Raw genomic sequence first — 24628 nt, forward strand, 5'->3', positions numbered from 1 at the left:
TTCCTTTCTCGTTTTATAAAATCTTAGTATATCCTATGGCCTTTCATGCTTGTATTATGTTAGAAAATTCTAAAAACAACTATTCTCATGGTTCAAAAGATAAATCTTTGTTAAAAAGTAAACCTTTTCCATCAGTCATTCGTACAAATAAAATAGGAGGAACATAAAATGACTTTATTACATGTAGATATTAAAACAGCAGGCTATGACAAGGGAAATGAAATAATCCATAATATTCATTTTAATGTTAAAGAAGGAGAGCTTATCGGATTAATCGGTCCAAACGGCGCTGGCAAAAGCACGACAATAAAAACGATTCTAGGGTTATTGGAAAATAAAGAGGGGGCAATTTCCTTTAGAGAGTATACAAAATACTCCTATGTACCGGAAAGACCCATTTTCTACGATGAGCTGACATTATGGGAGCATCTTGATTTTATCGCAGCAGCCGAGAATCTCCCGGATAAGGAGTACAAGGAGAGAGCAAAAGAATTACTTGAGCAGTACAAGCTAACGGAACATGCACATGAATTTCCTGGCAAATATTCAAAGGGCATGCAGCAAAAAGCGATGTTGATCTTAGCAATGATTACAAGTCCAATGGTATATATTATTGATGAGCCATTTATTGGACTTGATCCGAACGCGATGAAGCTCTTTTTAAAGCTAATCGAAACAGAGCGGAAGCGGGGGGCAGGTATTTTGATGTCCACTCATGTATTAGATACGGCGGAAAAGGTATGTGACCGGTTCTTAATGATTCATAATGGGGAGCTGCAAGCAGCTGGAACCCTCGAGGATATTCGAAAACAGTGCAATCTTCCTGCAGGCTCTTTATATGATTGTTTTCATTTAATCGCAGAGGATCATACGGATGAGTAGTTGGAGATTATTTCGCGACCGATACATAAGAAACCGAAAATTTCAGTTTGGAGTTATCCGGTCCATTGCCGATTGGACAATTATTATTTATCTTTTTATCCCAGCCATATTATTTATTATCTTTCAATACCGCTCTTGGTGGGTGGAGCTGCCAGGCTGGATCGAATCGATTCCATTTGGCTTTGTATTCATGCTTCTTTTTCTTTTATCCTGGAATGGAAGCATTCGCACATATGTAGAGGAAGCAGACAAAGTGTTTCTCATAAAAATAAAGTCTCTATTTTTTGGGATGAAAAAATGGGGATATATATGCTCACTCTTTTCTCAATCGCTAGTAACAGCAATTATATTTCTTATTCTGCTGCCGTTTTTAAGAAATCATTTCATTCTTAGCTGGCTGGAAATAGGTGCACTGCTTTTCTCCCTTATTGGATTAAAGGCGCTAATTATGCTAGTAAAATATCATTTGCACAAAATAGATAAAAGGTTAAAAAAATTAGCGTTTAGTATTCTATTATTTACTGCCTTAAGCTGGCTTAGTCAGTTCATTTATCTCCTTTGGGACAAAGGTGCTTTATTTTTTGTTTGTTTAAGCAGCATAGTCTTGCTGACTGTCTCTATCTATTTTAGCTTAAAGTCAATCCAGAAATTATCAGCAATTGATCATGAAATAGATATGAACCGCACGGATAAAACGAAGAATATTGAACTAATATTCATTCTTTCAAATGAAATTGAAAAACCAATCGTTACGAAGAGAACAAAGCCGCTGCTATTCCGTCGTTCAAAACGGATTCTTAAAAAGCGGACTCAAGTAAATGGATTTATTGAGTTGTTTTTAAAGGTTTTTCTAAGAAACCGCTCGTATGTGATCAGCTATTTTCAAATTATTTCCGTCGGAACTGTTGCAATCGTACTTATTCCACCTCTCTGGATAAAAGTGATCATATTCTTCGGTTTTCTTATCATGATGAATTCATGGCTTTCACTTGTTTGGAATAAGATTGCACCATCCAATCCACTAAGTAAAAAATATAGTGAAACAGATTTTTATTTTAAGGCACGGAAAAGGGCTGTTATGTCATTATTTATTATAGCGATCATTTTACTCGGTATATTTGTCATATGCTGGCATAGTATACTGTCCTATTTTGGTATGCCATTTGGCTTTTATAGAGGCTAAGAAAGTATTTCTATTTACTTTTGTAAGGTATATGATGGTGCATAAGGAAAAATGAATTGATATAATTTTAAATAGATTTAATATTTTTCTTACACTGGAGGATTAATCATGAACGTGATTGATTGGCAAAAAGAAGTCGAACGAAGACAAGACGCACTGATTGAAGATGCAAAAAAGCTGCTGCAAATAAAAAGCGTACTGGATGAAGAAAATGCAACTGAGGAAGCTCCATTAGGAGAAGGAGTAAAGGAAGCGTTAGATTTTATGCTTCAGCTTGGCGAGAAGGATGGATTCACCCCTAAGAATGTTGGAAACCTTGCAGGACATTTAGAATTTGGACAAGGCGAGGATATTGTTGGGATCCTTTGTCATGTGGATGTCGTACCAGAAGGGGACGGCTGGTCAAGTGATCCGTATGGCGCCGAAATCCGTGATGGCAAAATATTTGGAAGAGGAGCCATTGATGATAAAGGGCCAACGATGGCTGCTTATTATGCGATGAAGATTGTGAAGGAACTTGGACTGCCATTAAATAAGCGTGTCCGCATGATTATTGGAACGGATGAGGAAAGTGATTGGCGCTGTGTAGACCATTATTTTGAACATGAGGAAATGCCAGCTATGGGATTTGCTCCAGATGCCGATTTCCCTATCATTTATGCGGAAAAAGGAATTGCTGATTTTGACCTTGTCCAAAATTGGAAAGAGCAAAAAAGCGATGCTGAAGTAAAAGCAAAAGTGCTCTCTTTCCAATCTGGAAGAAGATATAATATGGTTCCAGACTTTGCAAAGGCTTCACTAGAGGTGACGAATGAGCCAACAGATACTGTGCAATTGTACGCTGATTTTCTCAAAAAGAATGAGCTTCCTGGCAAATACTATATCGAAAACGGTCTATTAATGCTTGAGGCGGAAGGGGTCTCTGCCCATGGAATGGAGCCGAATAATGGAAAAAATGCGGGTCTTTACATGGCTAAGTTTTTATCAGAATTGAAGATAGATCCGAAAGCTAGTCACTATTTTCAGTTTGCAGCTACTTATTTTTATGAAGATTCTAGGGGAAAGAAGCTTGGCATTTCCTATTCTGACGACATTACAGGAGATTTAACAATCAATGTCGGGAAGCTGTCCTATACAGAGGAAAGCGGGGGAAGACTTGGATTAAATGTTCGCTATCCTGTTACAAATAAAATGGATGATACGAAAGACAGTCTTGAAGGTTTATTAAAAGAAGAACATTTTATAATTGAAAACTTTACTGATTCGAAGCCTCATCACGTGGCTGAAGATGATTTTCTCATTCAAACGCTAAAAAAAGTATATGAAGAACAAACAGGAGAAAAGGCTGAACTGCTTTCAATTGGCGGAGGAACCTATGCTCGTTCCTTGAAGTCTGGTGTGGCATTTGGTCCTCTTTTCCCTGGAAGAGAGGACATCGCCCATCAAAAGGATGAATATATGCATATAGAAGACATGCTTAGAGCAACAGCCATTTATGCACAGGCTATTTATGAACTTGCAAAATAAAAAATTCAAACAGGGAGTCAAGGAGAAATGACATACGTTATTGTAAATGGAGAGTTCATTAAGCGTTCAGAAGCAAAAATAGATATCGAAGATCGCGGATACCAGTTTGGAGATGGCGTATATGAGGTAATCCGTGTATATAACGGGAAAATGTTTACAGGTACGGAGCATCTTGAACGCCTTATTGATAGCGGCAAGAAAATTGGAATGAAGATTCCTTATACAGTTTCTGAATTAAAGCAGCTGCTTAAGCAGTTAATTGCTAAAAACGAGCTGAAGCTAGGAACTTTGTATATGCAGATGACGAGAGGAATAGCCCCAAGAAATCATGCATTTCCTTCAAGTGATGTTTCACCAACCTTTGTTGCGTATTCAAAGGAAATTGGGAGACCCGCTGATAATATGAAAACAGGAGTAAAGACGATTTTAAATGAGGATATTCGTTGGCTTCTTTGTGATATAAAAAGCTTAAATCTATTAGGGAATTTAATGGCAAAGCAAAAAGCTGTGGAGGCAGGATGTTTCGAAGCAATCCAGCACCGTGATGGAGTGGTAACGGAAGGAAGCTTGTCCAATATTTCAATAATTAAAGATGGGAAAGTAATCACACATCCTGCGGACAATTTAATTCTTAACGGAATTACGAGGCAGAAGGTTTTGGATATATGCAGGAATAATGATATTCCTTGTTCTGAGACTCCTTTCACACTTGATGATCTAAAGAATGCAGATGAGGTATTCCTTTCAGGTACAACGGTAGAAATTACACCTATCATTGAAATAGAAGGAGCGAAAGTAGGTGATGGCAGCCTAGGACCAATCACCAAGAGTCTACAAGAGCTCTTTGTTAAAGAAATTGAAAAGGAATGCGGCACCATTAGCTAAATATTTGATGAAAAAAGTAAGCAATTATCATATGGAATGGTTGCTTGCTTTTTTCTTTCTGGACGAAATATCCATCATCACCGCTGAATAAAGTAGAACCTGCCATCAACTTCTGCTAAAATAAGTGCAAATGTTTGTCATTCAATGGAGGATGGATATGGATCGGAAACCTCATTTTTTCTTTGCAGTCAGCTTACCAGAGGAAGTAAAGAAGGAGTTAAGTAGGCTATGCTTAACTATAAAGGAAAGGCTCCCTTTTCAACGTTGGGTTCATCAGGATGATTATCATATCACATTGGCATTTCTAGGCACTGCACAAGATGGCAAGCTTGAGAAAGCAAAGAAGCTGGTTGTAGAACAGTTAAATGGACAAAGCTCCTTTTCTCTTCATATTAATAAGCTTGGCGTGTTCGGGAAAAAGGATTCTCCTAGAATCTTTTGGGCAGATACAGTGAAAGAGGATAAATTATTGAAGCTTCGTGAACGCGTATTTTTCTCTTGCCTGGAAGCTGGTTTTGAATTAGAAACGAGGGCCTTTAAGCCACATATTACACTAGCGAGAAAATGGGCTGGCAGCACTCCCTTCGAGGAGGATCTTTTAGAAAGTAATAATCCGTTTGAGGAAGCATCCCTTCCCTTTCAAGCAAAAGAAGTTGCTTTGTATCAAACACATTTCGATCGAACCCCCAAATATGAAAAAATAGCAGCATTCCCGCTGCTGACAGAATAAATAAATACTAGAGAAATGACAAGGCAGGCAATGATAAATGGGACAGTTAATTAAAATGCAAGACTACGTTTCACGTTATGAACAAAATATATATTTATATCCATCCCGCTATGTTAGGCTTAAAAAGCAGCAATGGGACAGGCTTAAAGCTGCTTGGGAAAACAATGAGGATGCTTTTTTTATGAACCAGTCACAGCAGGAAAATCCTGATTGGCTTGAAGAAGAGAAAAAGCCATTAATAAATAAGCTAAAAGGGCTATGGAAGCTGGGCAAAAAGGATAATGAAGAGGAAGATTTGTTAAACATAGAGCAAATGGAACATGACAGCGAAGATAGCGGAGAGGAAGCCATTCTGCAATTCGAAACAAACTTTACCTATCGTCCGGATACAGTGGAAGAATTAAAACATCAATTCCTAGATCAATTATTTCGCTTTCAAATGAAATGGGCGAGCTCTACATTGACTGAAAAATCGTTTGTGGATAAACGATTTTATTATGATGAAAGATTAAAGTTTTTTCTTCAACGATTTCCTGATACGTTTCTCGTTCTCTATTTACCGCTTTTTTTATTGAAAAAAGCACCTGTGGAAGTAGAAACAATAATTTTAAGCCCGACAGGCGTCTGGTGTATTAGTATTCTTGAGGAAGAAGATTCTTCTGTTTTTATTGGATCAAAAGAACGCTTCTGGGTAAAACGAGTGAATGGGGAAGAGAAAAAGGTGTTAAATCCATTATTAGCATTGAATCGAACTGCGAAAATTGTTCATCAAATATTCCGCATGAATGATATTGATTTACCGATACATAAGGCTGTTCTATGCAGAAATGGATATATTGACCACCCTGCAGCTCCCTTTGATGTCCAAATGGTTGAAAAAAGGAATTATGAGGAATGGTTTAATAGCTTGAGAAATCTTCGTTCCCCGCTTAAACATGTACAGCTCAAAGCGGCCCAAGGCTTACTGCAATATTGCCAAACGTCTTCAATCAGAAGGCTTGAGTGGGAGATTGCTGAAGAAGAATAATTGGACAAAGTCTATATAGAAGGTAGAATAATGTGATGGAAAATCTCTATTTTATCATTAATCCTCAGGCGAAAAATGGCCGTTGTCAAAAGGTTTGGAGAAAACTAGAAAAGATACTTGATGAACAAAATATTTCATATGAGGCTTTTTTTACAGCGTATCCTGGCCATGGAGAGGAGATTGTTCAGTTCATTTCCAGAAAAGAGGCAGGGAAAGATGTAGTCATCGTCGTTGTTGGAGGAGACGGGACAATGCATGAGGCTGTGAATGGGGCTGCAGTCAACAGCAATATCCATCTTGCATATATTCCTGGCGGATCTGGAAATGACTTTTCTAGGGGATATGGCATCCCGAGAAATCCAGTTGCTGCGCTTAACTACCTTTTAACACAATTGAAGGAAGAATCCTTATTAATTGATCTAGGTCTAATAAACAAGAAAGACGAGAAAGATATCTACTTTGTGAATAATATGGGTGTTGGACTGGATGCTCATATTGCAAGGAAGGTAAACCTTTCAAAAATTAAAAAGTTATTAAACCGCATTTCCCTAGGAAAGCTGGTCTATGTTTATTTTTTGCTGAAAAGTGTATTTACTTACCAACGATCATCCATTGAAATCATTGTAGATGGGAAACGGTATTCGTTTCATTCCACTTGGTTTGTAACCGTTTCAAATCAGCCGTTTTATGGCGGAGGAATGAAAATATCCCCAAAAGCCTCCCCTTTTGATGGTCAGCTAAATATTACTGTTGTCCATAATTTATCAAGATTGAAGCTCTTATTTGTATTTATTACTGTTTTTTGGGGAGGACATGTTACATTCAAGGAAGTGGAGACGTTTACTGGTAGTGAGATTAAAATTACTTCGCCTGATCCGATACAGGCACATGCAGATGGTGAGGATATTGGCTGTACACCATTAGCAACCATTACATGCAAAAGATTCCTTCCAATCCTTTCAAAGGCAAGTGGACAGGAATAAATACATGACATTGGAGGTAGGATCTGTGAAAGCGATTAATCGGAAATATTATGCTTACTTAGATGAAATGCAAATCATTACGATCTTACTTCCTAATGATTACTTCGGAGGGAATTCTTCACGCTTTTTTATTAGTAAAATGAATGGGAAGGAGCATCTTTCTCTGACAGTTATTAAACAAATACCGTTAGAAAGTATGATTAAATACATCTGTCAGATAGAAGGAAAACTAATAATTGGTGAACAATATTGGGTATACGATGAGCATGGCGGGAAAACAGACTTGCAAATAGGCGCTGTCATACGCACAGCTGCTTTTGATAAAGAGTTTTTCTATGATGGAACTCTTGGCTGCTTTTATCATTCAGATCGAACTTTATTTAAGCTATGGGCGCCTACTGCAACGAAGGTGAAATTAAAATTGCTGCCAAATGGTACATCCAAAGATGAAATATTTCATTCGATGAAGAGAAAGGAGAAAGGGGTATGGCACGTAACAGTAAACGGAGATCTTGAGTGCTATTACTATTCCTTTTTAGTATATGTGAATTCAGAATGGAGAGAGGCAGCCGATCCTTATGCTACGTCGGTCAGCCTCAATGGAGAATATGCTGCTGTCATTGACCTAAACAAAACAAAAGTGACAAAACCCCCCCTTCCCCTTTTTAAACAACCTACCGATGCAATTATCTACGAAACACACATAAGGGACTTAACGATCCATTCAAATAGCGGAATTATGAATAAAGGCACATATCTTGGTGCTGCAGAGCTGAATACTGTGGCTATTGATGGAACGCCAACAGGACTTACGCATGTAAAGGAACTTGGTATCACCCATATTGAATTTCTTCCATTTAATGATTTTGAAGGAATTGATGAAAGACGGGTTACGAGTGAATATAACTGGGGGTATAATCCATTGCATTTCAATGCCCCTGATGGCAGCTTTTCTACAGACCCTTCTAATCCATATGCAAGAGTAAATGAATTGAAAGCAATGATACATGCGGTCCATACACAAGGTATAAGGGTAATAATGGATGTTGTTTATAATCACGTATATATTCGAGAGTTCTCATCTTTTGAAAACATAGTTCCCGGCTACTATTTTCGCCATGATGAATTTGGAATGCCTTCCAATGGAACAGGTGTGGGCAATGATTTTGCCTCAGAGCGGCTGATGGGAAGAAAGTTTATTGTTGATTCTGTTATGTATTGGCTGAAAGAATACGAAGTAGATGGCTTTCGATTTGATTTGATGGGCATTTTGGATATAGAAACGATGAATGAAATTCGAAATGCAGTTGATTCCATCGATCCTTCCATTCTTATTATTGGAGAAGGATGGGATTTGGATACACCTATTCCCGCAGATAAGAAGGCCTGTATTCGCAACCAAGATAGCCTTCCAGGAATTGCCCATTTTAATGATAAGTTCAGGGATACGGTTAAAGGGAGTACATTTCATTTAGATGATAAAGGCTATGCATTTGGAAATGACGACTATTATGAGGCTGCCAAACAAGTTCTTGCGGGAAGTATTGGTCTGGAAAAGCCTGAAGATGGATTATTTTTTTCCCCTGTTCAGTCGGTCAATTATGTAGAATCGCATGATAATCACACACTTTGGGATAAATTGGCAGTCTGTTCCGCATCACTAAGTAAAGAAACAAGGCAAAAGCAGCATAGGCTTGCAACGGCAATGGTACTGCTTTCACAAGGAATTCCCTTTTTGCATAGCGGGCAGGAGTTCTTTCGAACGAAGAGAGGGGAAGGAAATAGTTATCGCTCATCCGATAAAATAAATCAGCTTGATTGGGATCGTAAATCATATTATTTGGCGAATGTTATCTATCTGCGTGGTTTAATTCGGATTCGTAAATCATATGGCGCCTTCCGATTCTCTAAACAGAAGCTCATACGTGAGCATATGTGTTTTCTTCCTGTAGAAAAGCCAGTAATCGGATTTCTTTTAAAAGATGTTGATGAATATGGGGATTGGAGAAAGATTATTGTATTTTTTAATCCTGCCTTCTCACAAAAAACTGTCGAGCTTCCGGATGGTCAATGGCTGGTACTTGCAGATGACCAAACTGCGAATGTGAAGCCGAAAAGGAAGCTAGAAAAAGATACGCTAGAGTTGCCGCCTATATGCTCGTACGTCCTTGTCAGCAAGTGAAAAATAAATAAGCTTGACGTTAAAAGCATGAAAGAGATAAAATTTATAAAGATAGCTATTGGGTGATCGTAAAGCGATAGCTATCTTTATTTTTTGAAATGGAAAAGTTATTTTGAAATAGATTGTCTAGCGAAAGCTGCTTACCCTAAATGCAAAGGAAATTGTGTGTTAGTTGGGATTAACTAGGCGCTTGCGCTTTTCTACTAAGCAGGTGAACAATTTTGGAACATATATTAGGTATTGAGTGGGAGATTGTTCCCGCGGGTGGGGCGACAGGTGAAGCCTTTTTTGCTAAGCATAATGGGCAGCAGCTGTTTCTGAAACGGAACACATCTCCATTTCTTGCTGTACTATCCGCTGAGGGAATTGTTCCTAAGCTTATTTGGACAAAAAGACTGGAAAATGGAGACGTGATCACTGCTCAGCAGTGGGAAAGTGGAAGAGAACTGAAGCAGGCGGACATGAACAATGAACGAGTTGCCAGGCTGCTGAAAAAGATCCATGGCTCCAAGCCTTTACTTAGCATGCTCGAAAGGCTAGGGAAATCCCCATTAACCCCAGAAATCATCCTTCAAATCATTGAAGAAGAGCTGGATGCTGAAATAAGGGCTATGGATGTAATTGCTCAGTCAATTAAGTTTTTAAGAAAAGAGATCGATAATATTCATTGTGAAGAGATGACCGTATGCCATTGCGATATCAATCATAACAACTGGCTGCTAGCTGAAAACAACCAGCTGTATTTAATTGATTGGGATGGAGCAATGATAGCTGATCCTGCTATTGATCTTGGCATGCTATTGTATTGGTATATCCCAAAACATGAATGGGATGATTGGATTAATCGATACGGTTTAACACTTACAGATAATTTGCTGTTGAGAATGAAATGGTATGTAATCGCACAATCAATAAATTCCATTCAATGGCATAAAAGTAAAAGCCGTTTTGAGGAAATGGATAGATGGATCCAATTCCTTATAGAACTTCATAGTACCTATGAAAATTGATTAATTGAATCTACCCATCCAGATAATTCCTGCTGGTGTGTTTCGATATGATTGTCCAATTGGGAAGAGTTAATTCCATTCTGACTGTAATTATATATTTCTTCTAAAACTGTTTTTGCATGCTGATCTACATTTGGCCTGCTAATTAATGATTTAACTAATCGTTCAAGCTGTTCACATTCTGATACGGATCCGCAACAATCTGATTGATGGTTGCTCAATATATCTTTTAATAAATTTAGCTGGTCCTGCTGACTGATTGGCATGATCGTCACCCTTTCAACTATAATAAAAGGAATTCACTTTAGGTTGTGAGTTCCTTTTTTGATTTATGCATGATTCATAAGGGGTAGTTATTTTACCAATATTTTTTGTTGCAACACTGCCATTAGCATGATAATGTTTGATCGATATAACTTTTATAGGAGTGTAAGTATGAGACAAAGAAATAAACCTTGGGCAAAGGAAAAGCTTGCTGAGTATCCGCAATATGTCATTCAATCCCCTGATCAATGGAAGGGGAAATGGCACGAAGTATTTGATAAAAAGCAGCCGCTTCATATAGAGATTGGCACGGGAAAAGGCCGGTTTATTAGTGGAATGGCAAAGGCGAATCCTGATATTAACTATATCGGAATTGAATTACAGGACAGCGTGATTGTTACAGCACTTGACCATATCATAGAAGCTGAACTGCCAAATATTAAACTTATGAATGTAAATGCAAATGATCTTCATACTTTTTTTGAAAAGGGTGAAGTAGATAGAGTTTATTTAAATTTCTCGGATCCATGGCCGAAATCACGTCATGCAAAGAGAAGATTAACCTACAAAACCTTCCTTAAAATTTATGAGGATATCTTAGTTGATCAAGGGGAAATCCATTTTAAAACAGATAATCAAGGATTATTCGAGTATTCTCTTACAAGCTTTTCAGAATATGGCTTGCTGTTGAAATATGTAAGTCTAGACCTTCATAATAGTAATTTTGAAGGAAATATTATGACTGAATACGAAGAGAAGTTTTCTAATAGGGGTAACCGTATTTATCGTTGTGAAGTTCAATATCGATAAAAATTGCCTGTGGGGTAGCTGGCAGCATTGGAATCCATACTCTGGATTCCTTTTGACAGCATGAACCCTTCAGGTTTTTTTGCTGTATGATTGTTTATATATTTCAAAATGTTAAAATATTATTGTGAGGGGGGAAAGAAATGGAGATGCTACAATTAAACAATATAAAGCTTACTTGGCTGCATGGAGGAGTAAACTATTTAGATGGAGGTGCGATGTTTGGTGTTGTGCCAAAGCCTTTATGGTCTAAAAAGTATCCGTGTAACGAGAAAAATCAAATTGAGCTGCGCACCGATCCCATCCTAATTCAATTGGAGGATAAAAATATTCTTGTTGATTCAGGATTAGGAAATGGAAAACTTAGTGAAAAACAGAAGAGGAATTTTGGTGCTCTTGAGGAATCTAATGTGGAGGATGACCTAAAAAGACAAGGTATAACTCCTGCTGATATCGATTATATTTTAATGACACATTTGCATTTTGACCATGCTTGCGGGTTAACAAAACCTTTTGAAGAAGGGTTTATCTCTGTCTTTCCAAATGCAAAAATTATTGTATCGAATATTGAATGGGAGGAAATGAGGAACCCGAATATCCGGTCAAGAAATACATATTGGAAAGAAAATTGGGAGCCAATTCAAGAGCAAATCGTTGTATTTGAAAAGGAATGGTCCTTTGGAGCGATCAAAATGGTACATACGGGAGGCCATAGTGATGGACACTCGGTTCTTGTCATTGAGGATGGGAATAATACGCTAATTCATATGGCGGATACGATGCCAACACATGCCCATCAAAATGTGTTATGGGTACTTGCCTATGATGACTATCCAATGGATTCAATAGCAGCTAAACAGAAATGGATGGAATATGGTTTAGGTAGAAATGCATGGTTCACTTTCTATCATGATGCCTTTTATCGTGCGATTAAGTGGGATCAGAATGGGAATATACTTGATAAAGTAGAGAGAGTTCGATAATTGAAAAAAGTCCGCCTGTGAAATTTTATTACTCAGCGGACTTTTTCATTTTATTAGGATAGTTTGTAAGCATCGAGTATGATTCCAGTCCCAGCATCCGCGATAAATTCAAATTGTTCGTGCGTTTCACCGGTTTTTCTAGAAATGCCTCCCCGATATATTTCATATACTAAATGTCCCTTTTCAAAGGGTTCCTTCGTCATTTGGATCCATGAACCGCTAATCGGTCCATCTTTCTTGAATGCTTCCTTTGCGTTGGCCAAAGCTCTTTCGGGAGAGACTGATGTTTTTTGGGCTAACAGTTCCCTTGCTGCATATCCGCCAGCTAATCCGACTCCCACACCTAATAAAAATGATTTCCAGTTCATATGAAACACCCCCATAAAGAAATATCACGTTATTCTTTCTTAAGCTCCTTATCCATCTTACCAAAAATTACGAGATGTTAAAAACTCAATTAGTGGCAAGTGCTGTGAAAGTTCTGTAAAATAAAAGAATACATAATATTATTCTAATTTAAGGAGAAAAGAGATGAACGAAAAAACATTGCAGCTCTTCAAAACATTAACCGAACTGCCAGGTGTGCCGGGAAATGAACATCTCGTCCGTAATTTTATGCGTGAGCAGCTTAGCCAGTACGCAGATGAAGTAGTTCAGGATAAGCTAGGCGGTATTTTTGGTGTGAAAAAAGGAGACGAAAATGGTCCCACAATTATGGTGGCAGGACATATGGATGAAGTTGGTTTTATGGTCACCTCCATTACTGAAAATGGGATGATTCGTTTCCAAACACTTGGCGGATGGTGGAGTCAGGTCCTGTTAGCACAAAGAGTACAAATTATGACAGATAATGGACCAGTGGTTGGTGTCATTGGCTCGATTCCACCACATCTTTTAGATGAGGCGAAGCGCAGCAAGCCGATGGAAATTAGCAATATGCTGATTGATATTGGTGCAGATGATCGCGAGGATGCAAAAAAAATAGGTATTAAGCCAGGACAGCAAATTGTCCCTATTTGTCCGTTTACACCGATGGCAAATGAGAAGAAAATTCTCGCAAAAGCTTGGGATAATCGTTACGGATGCGGATTAGCAATTGAATTGCTTGAAGAAGTGAAGGATGATAAACTTCCGAACATTCTTTATTCAGGAGCAACGGTTCAGGAAGAGGTTGGACTTAGAGGAGCACAAACGGCGGCTAACATGATCAATCCTGATTTATTCTTTGCAATGGATGCGAGCCCTGCAAATGATATGTCAGGAGATAAAAATGAATTTGGCCAATTAGGAAAAGGAACCCTTCTAAGAATTCTTGACCGTTCAATGGTCACTCATCGCGGCATGAGAGAATTTGTTTTAGATACAGCAGAATCGAATAAGATTCCTTACCAATACTTCGTTTCTCAAGGCGGTACAGATGCAGGCCGTGTGCATGTTTCTAATGAAGGAGTCCCAAGTGCAGTAATAGGGATTTGTTCCCGCTATATTCATACACATGCCTCGATCATTCATATCGATGATTATGCAGCTGCGAAAGAATTAATAGTCAAGTTAGTGAAAGCATGTGATCGCACAACAGTTGAAACCATTCGACAAAACAGCTAAGCTTTTGGGAGGCAACATTATGTTTGCCTCTTTTTTATGTGTAAAATAAAATGAGCTGCACATAAAAGTTTAATATTTCCTTAAAAAGGAGTGACTATCATGAAAATCATGATTGGATCAAAAAATCCCGCGAAGATAAAGGCAGTTCAAGATATATTTCATAAGTATGATGCAGAATATACAACTTTGGATATTCCCTCTGGGGTGAACGATCAGCCATTTTCTGATGAAGAAACAATCAAGGGTGCAATTAATAGAGCATACGGTGCTTTAGAAGCAGGAGACGGTGAAATTGGTGTTGGTCTGGAAGGCGGCGTACAAAAAACTGAATATGGTCTTTTTTTATGTAACTGGGGTGCACTTGCAGAGAAAGGAAAACCCCCGATTATAGCTGGGGGAGCGAGAATTCTACTGCCAGATGCTATTGCAGAAAAATTAGCAGCAGGTGAAGAACTTGGTCCTGTGATGGACGCCTTTACAAATAAAAATGATATTAGGAAAAAAGAGGGGGCAATCGGTATTTTTACAGATGGGGAAATTAGCCGCTCTGAAATGTTTTCACACGTAATGAAGCTTTTGATCGGGCAATATGAATATCGGAAGAAATGACGAAATAAGCCATTTGTTTTTCCACTTTTTCTATTATGTTTATTATGATAAGCCTGATCATTCAAAATGAAGGGTTGTCAGACTATTAGGAAGAAATGTATGATAGAAAAGGATGATGGATTTCCCAGCAAGGAGGAAAAAAGTATGAAAAACATATCGAAAGCTGCCTTGCTCTTATTTACTGTCGTTTTACTGCTAAGTGCTTGTTCCGCTTCTTTAAAAGAAGAGCAAAAAGCTGCTAAGGATGCTGTAAATGAGGCATTCAAAGGTACACCAAAAGAAGCAAATAACAAAAATGAGGATATTTCATTTTATCTGCCTTTTGGAGTGGAAGTAAAAGAAAAATCGCCTAATAATATCATTTTAAAAAATGGCTCAAAGACATATATTCTTTTCTATAATCAGCATGAGGGGCCAGAAAGTAAAGTGGTTTATGAAGCGACGATGAAGCAAAAAAAATATGATTTAAACGAAACATTTGAAAAAGATCAGCATTTTGGGTTTTTATTAATTAAGAATAAAGATAAAAAAATGAATGAAATGACTATTGGTGTTGGCGGTGTAAAAATTACTTCCCGGTCGAAAACAAAGCAATTGTCATCCGATGCAGCAATTATGAGTGAGATTGTAAATTCAGTAACGATGAAATAAAATAAGGCGGAAGGGTCATACTCCTTTCGCTTTATTTATTTTCATCGATTTAGAATTTTGTTATGATCAGATTAAATGATGAAAAATTGGATGGATTTTTAAGATGGCAAAATTATCCGCATAGGAGGAATTAAATATGAAAAAGCTTGAATCAATGGATCAGTTTGAACAATTTAAGAACAATGGGAAACATATCTTTATGTTTTCAGCAGATTGGTGCCCGGATTGCCGCATCATCGAACCTATTTTGCCTGAAATTGAAGCAAAATATCAAGAATACACGTTTATTTATGTTGATAGGGATCAGTTTATTGATTTGTGTGTTCAGCTAGAGGTTTTTGGGATACCGAGCTTTATTGGCTTTAAAGATGGACAGGAAACAGGACGTTTTGTAAGCAAGGATCGTAAAACCCAAGAAGAAATTGAGAACTTTATTGAAGGTCTAAGCAAATAGAATCTGTTTAATCTCCCATCCTTTTGCGATGGGAGGTTTTTCATGTACAATTAAGGCTGAATAGCTCCTGTAAGGAGGGACTTTTTATGAAAATGGATAGTATAAAAATGAAGAAGGAATTAGAAAAACGATTAACAAATTCCAATCGTTCCTTTTCTTTCGATAAGAAGAAAGATGAACTCAGGGTTGAAAATAAACAGACAGGTAAAGGAATTACAATATCTCTGCCAGGAATCATTGCTAAATGGGAGTTGCAAAAGGAAAAGGCGATAGATGAAGTGGTTTACTATGTGGAAGAAGGTCTTCAAGCAATGGAAGGAGACATTCAGCTTTCAGGGCAGGAGAAAAGCATCTTTCCCGTCATCCGTTCAACCTCATTTCCAACTGAATCCGAAGAAGGGGTACCATTCTTATTTGATGAGCATACAGCGGAAACAAGAATCTATTATGCACTTGATTTAGGCAAAACCTACCGGCTAATCGATGCAAAGCTCATGGAAAAAGAAGGCTGGGTTCACGATAGAATCAAGGAAACGGCCTTATTTAATGTCCGTTCCCTACCTACTGAAATGAAAAGTGATGAGGTGGCAGGCAATACGTATTACTTTCTAAATAAAAATGATGGCTATGATGCAAGCAGAATATTAAATGAACCATTTATTAAGAAGATGGAGCAAAAAGTAAAAGGCTCAATGGCGGTAGCTGTTCCCCATCAGGATGTCTTAATCATTGCCGATATTAAGAATGAGACAGGGTACGACATTCTAGCAGAGTTAACAATGAGCTTTTTCGCGAGCGGGCGTGTCCCGATTACGGCTTTATCCTTCCTTTATGAAAATGGAGAATTCGAACCAATTTTTATCCTTGGGAAGAATCAAAAAAAATAAATACAATTACTTATATAAGGATCACAATTAGTGGTCCTTTTTGTCTTATTTCTTTTTTTTCTCCAAATTTCGCGAAATACTGCTAAAATAAGAAAGATAGAATGAAAGAAAGAGTTGGTATACTTTGAGTTTGTTTAAGAAGTTTTTTCAAATGTTTAAGAACGATGAGGAAGATTATAGAGATGATGAAATTCAAGAATTCACAGATCATCAACCTGTGAACAGACAATATGAAACGTCAAAAGATATTGATGCAAAAATCGTGTATCAATATCCAAAGGGTCAATTTCGTTTCCCATTAATTCCTGATGAGCCAAAGAATAGAGAGCCTAGAGGACGGCAGGCAAATAAAAAAGAACCGTTGGAAAGTCGAGCCGCATCCGGTTCCTTCTCACCACCTAATCAGCCGCCTAAAATGACGAAGGAAAAGTCCGAATCAGTAAAAAAGAGAGGTCCATTTCGGCCTACAGAAATTCCTTCTCCGATATACGGATTTGACCGTCCAAAAATGAAAACAAAAATTATAGAGCAAGAGGATCAAGAACCAATAGAATATGAATTAAACAATGCTCTTAAAATGGAAGATGCATTCGCAGTAGAAGAAATAGATGTATGCGAAAACAATGATCGGCCCATACATCCGCAGGATCCAGCTGAAAATAAAATCGATCTTTTTTCAATTCAAGAAGACGATCATTCTGAAATATTATTGGAAGAGCCAGTACAGGAAATGGAAGAGATCTATCCTATTTCAGGGGAAGTTAAAGTAACAGAAGAAGTGACTGAAGATATAAGACATTATGCTGAAAATCAAGAGAGCATGGAAGAAGAAGAGATTCCGGTTTCTCCAGGAAGAAAGCATATCCCGTTTAATGTAATCATGCTAAACCAAGATAAAAAAAATCTGGCTGAGAAAATGATTCCAGTAAAATCAGGGTTAGAAATTAAGCGTCCAGTTCCAGGGAAGGCTGTACCGGTACTTCCTGCTGATCAACAAATGATTCAAGATGAAGAAATTACCTATTATAAATTTCCATCAAAAACACTGCTTGCCTCTGCCGTCTATCAGGAGGAATCATCTGAATGGATTAAAGAACAGGAGCAGTTATTGAATTCTACTTTAAAAAACTTCAATGTGCATGCAAAAGTAGTTAATATTACACAAGGACCATCCGTTACAAGGTATGAAGTACAGCCAGAGCCAGGTGTAAAGGTAAATAAAATCACGAATCTATCAGACGATATTAAATTAAGCCTAGCTGCACGGGACATCAGGATTGAAGCCCCAATTCCTGGCAAGCATACAATTGGAATTGAAGTGCCCAATAAGAAAAGCAGGCCAGTATTTATAAGCGAAATCATCAATAGTCCTGAATTTCGCGATAGCACCTCGCCATTAACAGCAGTGCTGGGGTTAGATATTGCAGGCAATCCGATCGTAACAGACTTAAGAAAAATGCCTCACGGATTAATAGCTGGGGCCACAGGGTCGGGAAAAAGTGTATGTATCAATTCAATTTTAGTCAGCCTATTATATAAGGCGACGCCTGATGAATTAAAGCTAATTCTAATTGATCCAAAAATGGTTGAATTGGCACCGTACAACCGCATTCCTCATTTAGTTAGCCCAGTTATCACAGATGTGAAGGCTGCAACTGCTGCCTTAAAATGGGCTGTCGAAGAAATGGAAAGGCGCTATGAGTTATTTGCCCATGCTGGTGTAAGGGATATTAACCGCTTCAATGAATTGGCGATGGAGCATAAACGATATGCTGATAAGCTTCCTTTCATGGTAATTATTATTGATGAGCTTGCTGATTTAATGATGATGTCACCTGCAGATGTGGAAGAAGCCATCTGTCGAATTGCACAGAAGGCAAGAGCGTGCGGCATTCATTTGATCATTGCTACACAAAGGCCATCCGTTGATGTTATTACGGGCTTAATCAAAGCCAATGTCCCAACTAGAATTGCTTTTTCTGTATCATCGCAGATTGATTCACGAACAATTATTGACATAAGCGGAGCTGAAAAATTGCTTGGCCGTGGAGATATGTTATTTTTGGAAAATGGCAGCTCTAAACCAGTTCGTCTCCAAGGTACTTATGTGTCTGATAATGAAATTGACGATGTCGTTGCGCATGTAAGAAAAGAAAGAGAGCCTGAATATTTATTTGAACAGGAAGAATTATTGAAAAAGGCACAAGTGATCGAAGAAGAGGACGAGCTATTTTACGAAGCCTGCGAATTTGTTGTTGATCAAGGATCAGCCTCAACCTCTAGCCTCCAAAGAAGATTTAAAATTGGCTATAACCGTGCTGCACGATTAATTGATATGATGGAAAAACAAGGAATGATTTCTGAGGCGCGCGGAAGCAAGCCGCGTGATGTTCTAATTACTGAAGCTGATCTTGAATCAGTCCAAGGTACTAGTACAATAAATTAATCCATGGTATTCTTTACTTGCATGTTTAAAATAATAAGAATAAATATTTGTTAATTACTGAGGAGCTTTTAGAAATGAAAGAAATTGAGTTAAAACTTCAAGGGAAAATCAAACGTCTGACAAACCAGACATTCAAATTCGATGAGCGTGTGAAAGACGGCTGGTTTTCCGCTGTTTATTTTTTAAAGACGAGAGACATCGTGAATAAATATAAGAAGGATAATGTTGTCACGATGCAGTTTTTTCAAAAAAACCACGCGGTATTATGCGGAACAGATGAAGTAATCGCACTTCTTAAAACTTTTGCTGATAATCCGGATGAACTTGAAATATATTCTTTAAAGGATGGCGACAAAATATCTCCATTCGAAACAGTATTAACCATTACTGGCAAATATCAGACGTTTGGCTACCTTGAGGGTGTCATTGACGGAATTCTTTCAAGACGGACGTCTGTTGCAACAAATGTGTATAACGTCGTTAAGGCGGCAAGCGCTTCTGGAAAGCAGAAGCAAGTGATCTTCATGGGGGATCGCGACGATCACTATATTACTCAAGCTGGAGATGGATATGCAGCCCATATTGGAGGCGCAACAGCTCAAGCAACCCATGCTATGAATGAGTGGTGGGGAAAACAAGGCATGGGGACTATGCCGCATGCGCTCATTCAGCTATTCAATGGAGATATTGTTGCTGCAACGAAAGCCTATCAAGAAACCTTCCCTGAAGATGACCTTGTTGCTTTAGTTGATTACAATAATGATGTGATTACTGACTCTCTTAAGGTTGCAAGAACATTTGGCAAGGAATTAAAGGGAGTTCGATTAGATACTTCTCGTACACTGATTGATCAATACTTCTTACGAAATCAGCATCTGCTAGGGACGTTTGACCCTAGGGGGGTAAATGCAGAACTAGTATTTGCCCTTCGAAATGCATTGGATGAAGAAGGATTTACCCATGTTAAAATTGTTGTAAGTGGCGGTTTTAATGAATCACGGATTCAAGAGTTTGAGGAAAGAGGCGTTCCAGTTGACACCTATGGTGTTGGTAGCAGTCTGCTGAAAATTAATATTGGTTTTACAGGTGATAATGTATTAATTAACGGAAAACATGCAGCTAAAGCAGGCAGACGGTACCGTCCAAACCCACGATTAGAAAAAGTGGAATAATAATAGGAAACAGCTGGCAGGCAAGGGAGAGTCATAAAATAGCTTGTTCTCATCTTGTCCCTGACAATAAAAGGGATTACTGTTAATCCTTTTTATTACATAGTTATTAACGATAATTAATGGTATAATGTTTGAATATGAATTTTAAATGGAAATTTTTTTGTTCTTTGAAATTTTGTTCTGCTTAAAATGCATGTCCTAGATTGAGATGTGCGCAAAACTAGATAAATGTCATATACTGTTTTACAGATATACGATGGTTGGAGGTTCTTTATATGACTATTTACCATTTCGTAGGTATTAAGGGGTCTGGAATGAGTGCCTTGGCTCAAGTTCTCCATGATATGAATTTTCAGGTTCAAGGCTCAGATTATGAAAAGCATTTCTTTACTCAACTGGCCCTTGAGCAATCTGGAATAAAGATCCTTCCCTTTCAAAAGGAAAATATACAGCCAGGTATGACGATTATTGCCGGGAATGCGTTTCCGGATACTCATGAAGAAATACAAGAAGCAATGAGGCTTGGCTTGCCGGTTATACGTTACCATCGCTTTCTTGGTGACTTTATGAATAACTTTACGAGTATCGCTATAACGGGTGCACATGGGAAAACGTCTACTACAGGCTTGCTTGCACATGTAATGAAAGGTGCCAAGCCAACTTCATTCCTAATTGGAGATGGTACTGGTAGGGGAGAAGAGAATGCGGAGTATTTCGTTTTTGAGGCATGTGAATATAGAAGACATTTCTTGTCATATTTCCCTGATTACGCAATCATGACAAATATTGATTTTGATCACCCAGATTATTTTGCCAATATTGATGATGTATTTTCAGCTTTTCAGGAAATGTCATGGCAAGTAAATAAGGGGATTTTTGCATGTGGAGATGATGAACATCTGCAAAAAATTCAAGCAAAAGTCCCCGTCCTTTTTTATGGGTTCGGTGAGGAAAATGATTTTCAAGCGCGGAATATTGTTAAGACAACAGAAGGAACAACATTTGATGTCTTTGTCAGAAATACTTTTTTTGAAACGTTCTCCATTCGTTCCTTTGGCGATCACAATATTCTAAATTCACTCGCTGTTATAGCAATTTGCCACTATGAGGAAATTGATTCACGTATTGTTCAAGAATATCTTCAATCCTTTGAAGGTGTTAAAAGAAGATTTTCTGAAAAAGAAATTGGAACGCAAATTATCATAGATGATTATGCGCACCATCCAACAGAAATTAAAGCGACAATCGATGCGGCCAGACAAAAGTATCCTGAACGTGAGATTGTTAGTGTTTTTCAGCCGCATACATTTACTCGAACACAAACCTTTCTAGATGATTTTGCCGAAAGTTTAAATTTAGCAGATAAAGTTTATTTATGCGAAATCTTTGGGTCGGCAAGGGAAGTTCATGGACAGCTTTCCATTGAAGACTTGAAGGCCAAAATTCCTAATGCTGAAATTCTGTTAGAAGAAGAAACTTCTATTTTGAAAACTCATGAAAATGCCGTTATCATTTTTATGGGGGCAGGAGATATTCAGAAGTTTCAAGAAGCATATGAAAAACAGATATAAAAAAGATGCAGCTAATTTTAGCTGCATCTTTTTTGTATAACTGTATTCTTTATTTAAGATTCTCAGGATTTAGTGCCTCAAGCTCTGGGATAACGAAGCGGCCGTCCTTACGAATAAGCCGGTCATCAAAATAAATTTCCCCGCCGCCATAATCAGGGCGCTGAATATTAACCATATCCCAATGAATATTTGATTTATTGCCATTATATGCATCATCATACGCCTGGCCTGGAGTAAAGTGGAAGCTGCCATCAATTTTTTCATCGAATAAGATATCCTGCATCGGATGCTGGATAAAAGGATTTACGCCAATGGCAAATTCGCCAATATAACGGGCACCCTCATCTGTATCAAATATTTTATTAATTCTTTCACTATCGTTTGCTTCTGCTTCAATAATTTTTCCATCTTTAAAGGTTAATTTCACATTTTCAAATGTGAAGCCTTGATATGGAGAAGGAGTATTATAGGTAATTACTCCATTCACTGAATCACGAACAGGAGCCGTGTAAACCTCTCCGTCAGGGATATTCATTTGACCTGAGCATTTAATTGCTGGAATATCCTTGATTGAGAATGTTAAATCTGTTCCAGGACCTGTGATATTAACTTTGTCCGTTTTGTTCATTAATTCAACTAGATTGTCCATTGCTTGATCCATTTTTCCATAGTCAAGATTACATACTTTGAAGTAGAAATCTTCGAAAGCTTCTGTACTCATTTTAGCTAGCTGTGCCATTGAAGAATTCGGATATCTAAGAACTACCCATTTCGTTTTTGGTACGCGAATGTCACTGTGTACCTTTCTGCCAATCGTTGAACCTTGGATTCTCATTTTGTCATCTGGTACATCCGCATGTTCATTAATGTTATCACCTGATCTAAGACCTATGTATGCATCCATTTTACTCATCACATTTGCTTCAAAATCTGCCATCATATTAAATTGCTCTTCTTGTGCACCTAATAAAAGAGCACGGTCCACTTGATGATCCTTCAGTGAAACAAATGGATAGCCCCCAGCAGCATATGCTTCTTTAACAAGTGCTGTTACAAGCTCTCTTTGCAGTCCAAAGTTCTCAATAAGAACCTTTTCCCCCTTCTGCAGGCGGACTGAATAGTTTATTAAATTTTTTGCCAGTGTTCCAATTCGAGGATCTTTCATTTTTATCCCTCCGAATAAGTAATATTAGTATGTCACCATACTATTGTACCCGAAATAACCATTTTTGTTTATTTAAACCCTTCAGATATGATAAATTTATATTTGTAATGGAAAATGTCGAAAGCAAAAGAAGGTATGTGCACGTTAGTATGGAAATGTATTAGGAAACGAAGGTTTATGTCGAACAAAATAGGGTAGAAAGATAGTAGTTATTCCATTTGGAGGTGCTTTTATTGCAAATCATATTATATTTGAGTATAGCGGTTATTGCGATTGCATTTTTGATTCTTGTTATTTATTTATCTAAAACATTAAAATCTTTACAGGTAACTTTAGATAGCGTATCGAAGACATTAATTGGGCTGGAAAAACAATTAGATGGAGTAACACGAGAAACAGCCGAACTGTTACATAAAACCAATGCACTTGCAGAGGATATACAGCATAAGTCAGAAAGCTTGAATAGTGTAGTAGTTGCGGTTAAAGATGTAGGAGATACCGTTCGCAGTTTTAATGGTTCGATCCAAAAGGTTACTGCTTCTGTGAATAATCAATTTGAAGAAAATAAGGACAAGATTGCTGCAGTGGTTCAATGGAGTCAGATTTTTCTCGAAATGAAGGATAAATGGAAAATGAGAAAACAAAAAGAAAACTTTATAGTGGAAGGCGAACAAGCCCTTCAGAAGAAAAGGATTAGAGGAAGAAACTAAAGGAGGAGTAATGAGTATGGGTAGTCAAGAACGAATCCAAAATGATCAAAATCAGTCGAAATCAGAAGAAAGTATCAACACAAAGGATTTTTTGATTGGCGCTTTAATCGGTGGGATCGTCGGTGCTGCAACAGCTCTTTTCCTGGCACCTAAATCTGGTAAAGAATTAAGAACGAATATGAATGAACAGGCAATTGTGCTAAAAGCAAAAACAGGTCAAATACGTGAAACGGCAGTTGCAAAGGGAACAGTATTGGCAAGTGCTGCGAAGGAAAAAACAAATGCCATTACAAACACAGTCTCCAAGCAAAGTGCTGAAATCATGAATAAGGTAAAGGGTTTAAAGACTAATGATGAAGGGCAGAGCCTTACAGAAGAAGGCAATATGGGACATATTCCTTTGCCCGCGCATGACTCTGAGATTCAAAAAAGACTGGAAGATACGAAGAGAGCATTCGATGAAACAGAGAAAAAGGTTCGTCAATAAAAGGAAATTTTTTTTAGAAACGGTGAAGTAAGATGGCTTCACCGTTAATTGTATGGGAGGGACTACAGTGGAAAGAATAAATGAAAATGCAGCATTTGATAAGAAAATGGAAGAAGAGGATTTGTTTCTTCTCTTCAAGCATAGCTCGACTTGTCCAATTAGCCAGGCTGCTTATGAGGAATATGAAACGTTTGCAAATGAAAATGAGAGTATAAAGACATATTATCTTGTTGTACAAGAGGATCGTCCTTTTTCCAATCATATTGCTGAAAGCTTTCAAATTAAACATGAATCACCTCAAGCAATTCTCTTTAAAAAAAGTAAACCAGTTTGGCATGCATCTCATTGGAAGATTACATATGATTCACTTAAAAAGGCAATTGAAGAAAATAAATAACAAAAAAACAT

25 protein-coding genes are annotated in these 24628 nt (G+C 37.8%); 22 read left to right on the forward strand and 3 right to left on the reverse strand.

Translation table 11 applies throughout. The annotated features are described in order from the left end of the window. Nucleotides 1-168: 168 nt before the first annotated feature. From C1726_RS16880 to C1726_RS16920, 9 genes are all read left to right on the forward strand, one after another. Nucleotides 169-882, forward strand: a complete 714-nt coding sequence (locus C1726_RS16880; protein ID WP_102274213.1) for an ABC transporter ATP-binding protein — start codon at nt 169-171, stop codon at nt 880-882. After that, nucleotides 875-2065, forward strand: a complete 1191-nt coding sequence (locus tag C1726_RS16885) for an ABC transporter permease (protein ID WP_102274214.1) — start codon at nt 875-877, stop codon at nt 2063-2065. The genes C1726_RS16880 and C1726_RS16885 overlap by 8 nt, the downstream gene beginning before the upstream one ends. A 108-nt stretch (nt 2066-2173) precedes the next feature. Continuing rightward, nucleotides 2174-3592, forward strand: a complete 1419-nt coding sequence (gene pepV / locus C1726_RS16890; protein ID WP_102274215.1) for a dipeptidase PepV — start codon at nt 2174-2176, stop codon at nt 3590-3592. A 27-nt stretch (nt 3593-3619) separates the two neighbouring features. Beyond that, on the forward strand, nt 3620-4477 hold the full coding sequence (dat, locus tag C1726_RS16895; protein WP_102274216.1) for a D-amino-acid transaminase: 858 nt from the start codon (nt 3620-3622) through the stop codon (nt 4475-4477). A 157-nt stretch (nt 4478-4634) separates the two neighbouring features. Continuing rightward, nucleotides 4635-5207, forward strand: coding sequence for an RNA 2',3'-cyclic phosphodiesterase (gene thpR, locus C1726_RS16900; RefSeq protein WP_102274217.1), 573 nt, complete (start codon nt 4635-4637; stop codon nt 5205-5207). 37 nt (nt 5208-5244) lie between these two features. Beyond that, entirely contained in the window at nt 5245-6234 is a 990-nt protein-coding gene (locus tag C1726_RS16905; RefSeq protein ID WP_102274218.1) for a nuclease-related domain-containing protein, read from the forward strand. A gap of 35 nt (nt 6235-6269) precedes the next feature. Next, nucleotides 6270-7217, forward strand: a complete 948-nt coding sequence (locus C1726_RS16910) for a diacylglycerol/lipid kinase family protein (protein WP_102275839.1) — start codon at nt 6270-6272, stop codon at nt 7215-7217. Nucleotides 7218-7242: 25 nt separating this feature from the next. Next, nucleotides 7243-9399: a type I pullulanase gene (pulA, locus tag C1726_RS16915; RefSeq protein ID WP_102274219.1), complete on the forward strand. Its 2157-nt coding sequence runs from the start codon at nt 7243-7245 to the stop codon at nt 9397-9399. 221 nt (nt 9400-9620) lie between these two features. After that, nucleotides 9621-10409: a phosphotransferase family protein gene (locus C1726_RS16920; RefSeq protein WP_102274220.1), complete on the forward strand. Its 789-nt coding sequence runs from the start codon at nt 9621-9623 to the stop codon at nt 10407-10409. On the opposite strand, the gene C1726_RS16925 is transcribed toward C1726_RS16920, so the two are convergent. Next, a complete protein-coding gene (locus C1726_RS16925; RefSeq protein WP_102274221.1) occupies nt 10397-10675 on the reverse strand; it encodes a YtzH-like family protein in 279 nt (92 codons plus the stop codon). The genes C1726_RS16920 and C1726_RS16925 overlap by 13 nt on opposite strands. A gap of 169 nt (nt 10676-10844) precedes the next feature. On the opposite strand from C1726_RS16925, the gene trmB reads away from it, so the two are divergent. After that, on the forward strand, nt 10845-11483 hold the full coding sequence (trmB, locus tag C1726_RS16930) for a tRNA (guanosine(46)-N7)-methyltransferase TrmB (RefSeq protein WP_102274222.1): 639 nt from the start codon (nt 10845-10847) through the stop codon (nt 11481-11483). Between the two features lie 140 nt (nt 11484-11623). Next, nucleotides 11624-12463, forward strand: a complete 840-nt coding sequence (locus C1726_RS16935) for a YtnP family quorum-quenching lactonase (protein WP_102274223.1) — start codon at nt 11624-11626, stop codon at nt 12461-12463. A 53-nt stretch (nt 12464-12516) separates the two neighbouring features. Here the strand turns inward: C1726_RS16935 and C1726_RS16940 are convergent, their stop codons facing one another. Beyond that, a complete protein-coding gene (locus tag C1726_RS16940; RefSeq protein ID WP_102274224.1) occupies nt 12517-12831 on the reverse strand; it encodes a PepSY domain-containing protein in 315 nt (104 codons plus the stop codon). A 163-nt stretch (nt 12832-12994) separates the two neighbouring features. Between C1726_RS16940 and C1726_RS16945 the strand changes: the two genes are divergently transcribed. The 8 genes from C1726_RS16945 to murC all read left to right on the forward strand — a co-directional run bounded on the left by C1726_RS16945 (nt 12995) and on the right by murC (nt 21858). Beyond that, nucleotides 12995-14068, forward strand: coding sequence for a M42 family metallopeptidase (locus C1726_RS16945; protein ID WP_102274225.1), 1074 nt, complete (start codon nt 12995-12997; stop codon nt 14066-14068). Nucleotides 14069-14167: 99 nt separating this feature from the next. Beyond that, nucleotides 14168-14677 carry a DUF84 family protein gene (locus tag C1726_RS16950; RefSeq protein ID WP_102274226.1) on the forward strand — a complete coding sequence of 170 codons (510 nt, stop codon included), beginning with the start codon at nt 14168-14170 and terminating at the stop codon, nt 14675-14677. Nucleotides 14678-14821: 144 nt separating this feature from the next. Further along, nucleotides 14822-15328 (forward strand): hypothetical protein, encoded by a 507-nt coding sequence (locus C1726_RS16955; protein ID WP_102275840.1) that lies wholly within the window; start codon nt 14822-14824, stop codon nt 15326-15328. Between the two features lie 136 nt (nt 15329-15464). Beyond that, nucleotides 15465-15782: a thioredoxin family protein gene (locus C1726_RS16960; protein WP_102274227.1), complete on the forward strand. Its 318-nt coding sequence runs from the start codon at nt 15465-15467 to the stop codon at nt 15780-15782. A gap of 86 nt (nt 15783-15868) precedes the next feature. After that, on the forward strand, nt 15869-16669 hold the full coding sequence (locus C1726_RS16965; RefSeq protein WP_102274228.1) for a DUF1444 domain-containing protein: 801 nt from the start codon (nt 15869-15871) through the stop codon (nt 16667-16669). Nucleotides 16670-16820: 151 nt separating this feature from the next. Beyond that, entirely contained in the window at nt 16821-19115 is a 2295-nt protein-coding gene (locus C1726_RS16970; RefSeq protein ID WP_102274229.1) for a DNA translocase FtsK, read from the forward strand. A gap of 74 nt (nt 19116-19189) precedes the next feature. After that, the gene (locus C1726_RS16975; protein ID WP_102274230.1) at nt 19190-20287 is read left to right on the forward strand and encodes a nicotinate phosphoribosyltransferase; all 1098 of its coding nucleotides are present in this window, start codon (nt 19190-19192) and stop codon (nt 20285-20287) included. A gap of 275 nt (nt 20288-20562) precedes the next feature. Then, nucleotides 20563-21858 (forward strand): UDP-N-acetylmuramate--L-alanine ligase, encoded by a 1296-nt coding sequence (gene murC / locus C1726_RS16980; protein WP_102274231.1) that lies wholly within the window; start codon nt 20563-20565, stop codon nt 21856-21858. 49 nt (nt 21859-21907) lie between these two features. Here the strand turns inward: murC and C1726_RS16985 are convergent, their stop codons facing one another. Then, nucleotides 21908-23023 (reverse strand): aminopeptidase, encoded by a 1116-nt coding sequence (locus C1726_RS16985; protein ID WP_102274232.1) that lies wholly within the window; start codon nt 23021-23023, stop codon nt 21908-21910. Between the two features lie 233 nt (nt 23024-23256). On the opposite strand from C1726_RS16985, the gene C1726_RS16990 reads away from it, so the two are divergent. From C1726_RS16990 to ytxJ, 3 genes are all read left to right on the forward strand, one after another. Then, a complete protein-coding gene (locus C1726_RS16990; protein ID WP_102274233.1) occupies nt 23257-23733 on the forward strand; it encodes a DUF948 domain-containing protein in 477 nt (158 codons plus the stop codon). A gap of 16 nt (nt 23734-23749) precedes the next feature. Continuing rightward, nucleotides 23750-24220, forward strand: coding sequence for a YtxH domain-containing protein (locus tag C1726_RS16995; protein WP_102274234.1), 471 nt, complete (start codon nt 23750-23752; stop codon nt 24218-24220). 67 nt (nt 24221-24287) lie between these two features. Next, nucleotides 24288-24617 carry a bacillithiol system redox-active protein YtxJ gene (gene ytxJ, locus C1726_RS17000; protein WP_102274235.1) on the forward strand — a complete coding sequence of 110 codons (330 nt, stop codon included), beginning with the start codon at nt 24288-24290 and terminating at the stop codon, nt 24615-24617. Nucleotides 24618-24628 lie beyond the last annotated feature (11 nt).

Origin of the sequence: Cytobacillus massiliigabonensis (assembly GCF_900199725.1) — a bacterium.
GTDB lineage: Bacteria > Bacillota > Bacilli > Bacillales > Cytobacillaceae > Cytobacillus > Cytobacillus massiliigabonensis.

What these genes read in the sequence shown, in the direction of transcription:
- C1726_RS16880 (WP_102274213.1), top strand. Translation starts at nt 169, where the DNA reads ATGACTTTATTACATGTAGATATTAAAACAGCAGGCTATGACAAGGGA.
- C1726_RS16885 (WP_102274214.1), top strand. Translation starts at nt 875, where the DNA reads ATGAGTAGTTGGAGATTATTTCGCGACCGATACATAAGAAACCGAAAA.
- pepV (WP_102274215.1), top strand. Translation starts at nt 2,174, where the DNA reads ATGAACGTGATTGATTGGCAAAAAGAAGTCGAACGAAGACAAGACGCA.
- dat (WP_102274216.1), top strand. Translation starts at nt 3,620, where the DNA reads ATGACATACGTTATTGTAAATGGAGAGTTCATTAAGCGTTCAGAAGCA.
- thpR (WP_102274217.1), top strand. Translation starts at nt 4,635, where the DNA reads ATGGATCGGAAACCTCATTTTTTCTTTGCAGTCAGCTTACCAGAGGAA.
- C1726_RS16905 (WP_102274218.1), top strand. Translation starts at nt 5,245, where the DNA reads ATGGGACAGTTAATTAAAATGCAAGACTACGTTTCACGTTATGAACAA.
- C1726_RS16910 (WP_102275839.1), top strand. Translation starts at nt 6,270, where the DNA reads ATGGAAAATCTCTATTTTATCATTAATCCTCAGGCGAAAAATGGCCGT.
- C1726_RS16925 (WP_102274221.1), bottom strand. Translation starts at nt 10,675, where the DNA reads ATGCCAATCAGTCAGCAGGACCAGCTAAATTTATTAAAAGATATATTG.
- trmB (WP_102274222.1), top strand. Translation starts at nt 10,845, where the DNA reads ATGAGACAAAGAAATAAACCTTGGGCAAAGGAAAAGCTTGCTGAGTAT.
- C1726_RS16935 (WP_102274223.1), top strand. Translation starts at nt 11,624, where the DNA reads ATGGAGATGCTACAATTAAACAATATAAAGCTTACTTGGCTGCATGGA.
- C1726_RS16940 (WP_102274224.1), bottom strand. Translation starts at nt 12,831, where the DNA reads ATGAACTGGAAATCATTTTTATTAGGTGTGGGAGTCGGATTAGCTGGC.
- C1726_RS16945 (WP_102274225.1), top strand. Translation starts at nt 12,995, where the DNA reads ATGAACGAAAAAACATTGCAGCTCTTCAAAACATTAACCGAACTGCCA.
- C1726_RS16950 (WP_102274226.1), top strand. Translation starts at nt 14,168, where the DNA reads ATGAAAATCATGATTGGATCAAAAAATCCCGCGAAGATAAAGGCAGTT.
- C1726_RS16955 (WP_102275840.1), top strand. Translation starts at nt 14,822, where the DNA reads ATGAAAAACATATCGAAAGCTGCCTTGCTCTTATTTACTGTCGTTTTA.
- C1726_RS16960 (WP_102274227.1), top strand. Translation starts at nt 15,465, where the DNA reads ATGAAAAAGCTTGAATCAATGGATCAGTTTGAACAATTTAAGAACAAT.
- C1726_RS16965 (WP_102274228.1), top strand. Translation starts at nt 15,869, where the DNA reads ATGAAAATGGATAGTATAAAAATGAAGAAGGAATTAGAAAAACGATTA.
- C1726_RS16970 (WP_102274229.1), top strand. Translation starts at nt 16,821, where the DNA reads ATGTTTAAGAACGATGAGGAAGATTATAGAGATGATGAAATTCAAGAA.
- C1726_RS16975 (WP_102274230.1), top strand. Translation starts at nt 19,190, where the DNA reads ATGAAAGAAATTGAGTTAAAACTTCAAGGGAAAATCAAACGTCTGACA.
- murC (WP_102274231.1), top strand. Translation starts at nt 20,563, where the DNA reads ATGACTATTTACCATTTCGTAGGTATTAAGGGGTCTGGAATGAGTGCC.
- C1726_RS16985 (WP_102274232.1), bottom strand. Translation starts at nt 23,023, where the DNA reads ATGAAAGATCCTCGAATTGGAACACTGGCAAAAAATTTAATAAACTAT.
- C1726_RS16995 (WP_102274234.1), top strand. Translation starts at nt 23,750, where the DNA reads ATGGGTAGTCAAGAACGAATCCAAAATGATCAAAATCAGTCGAAATCA.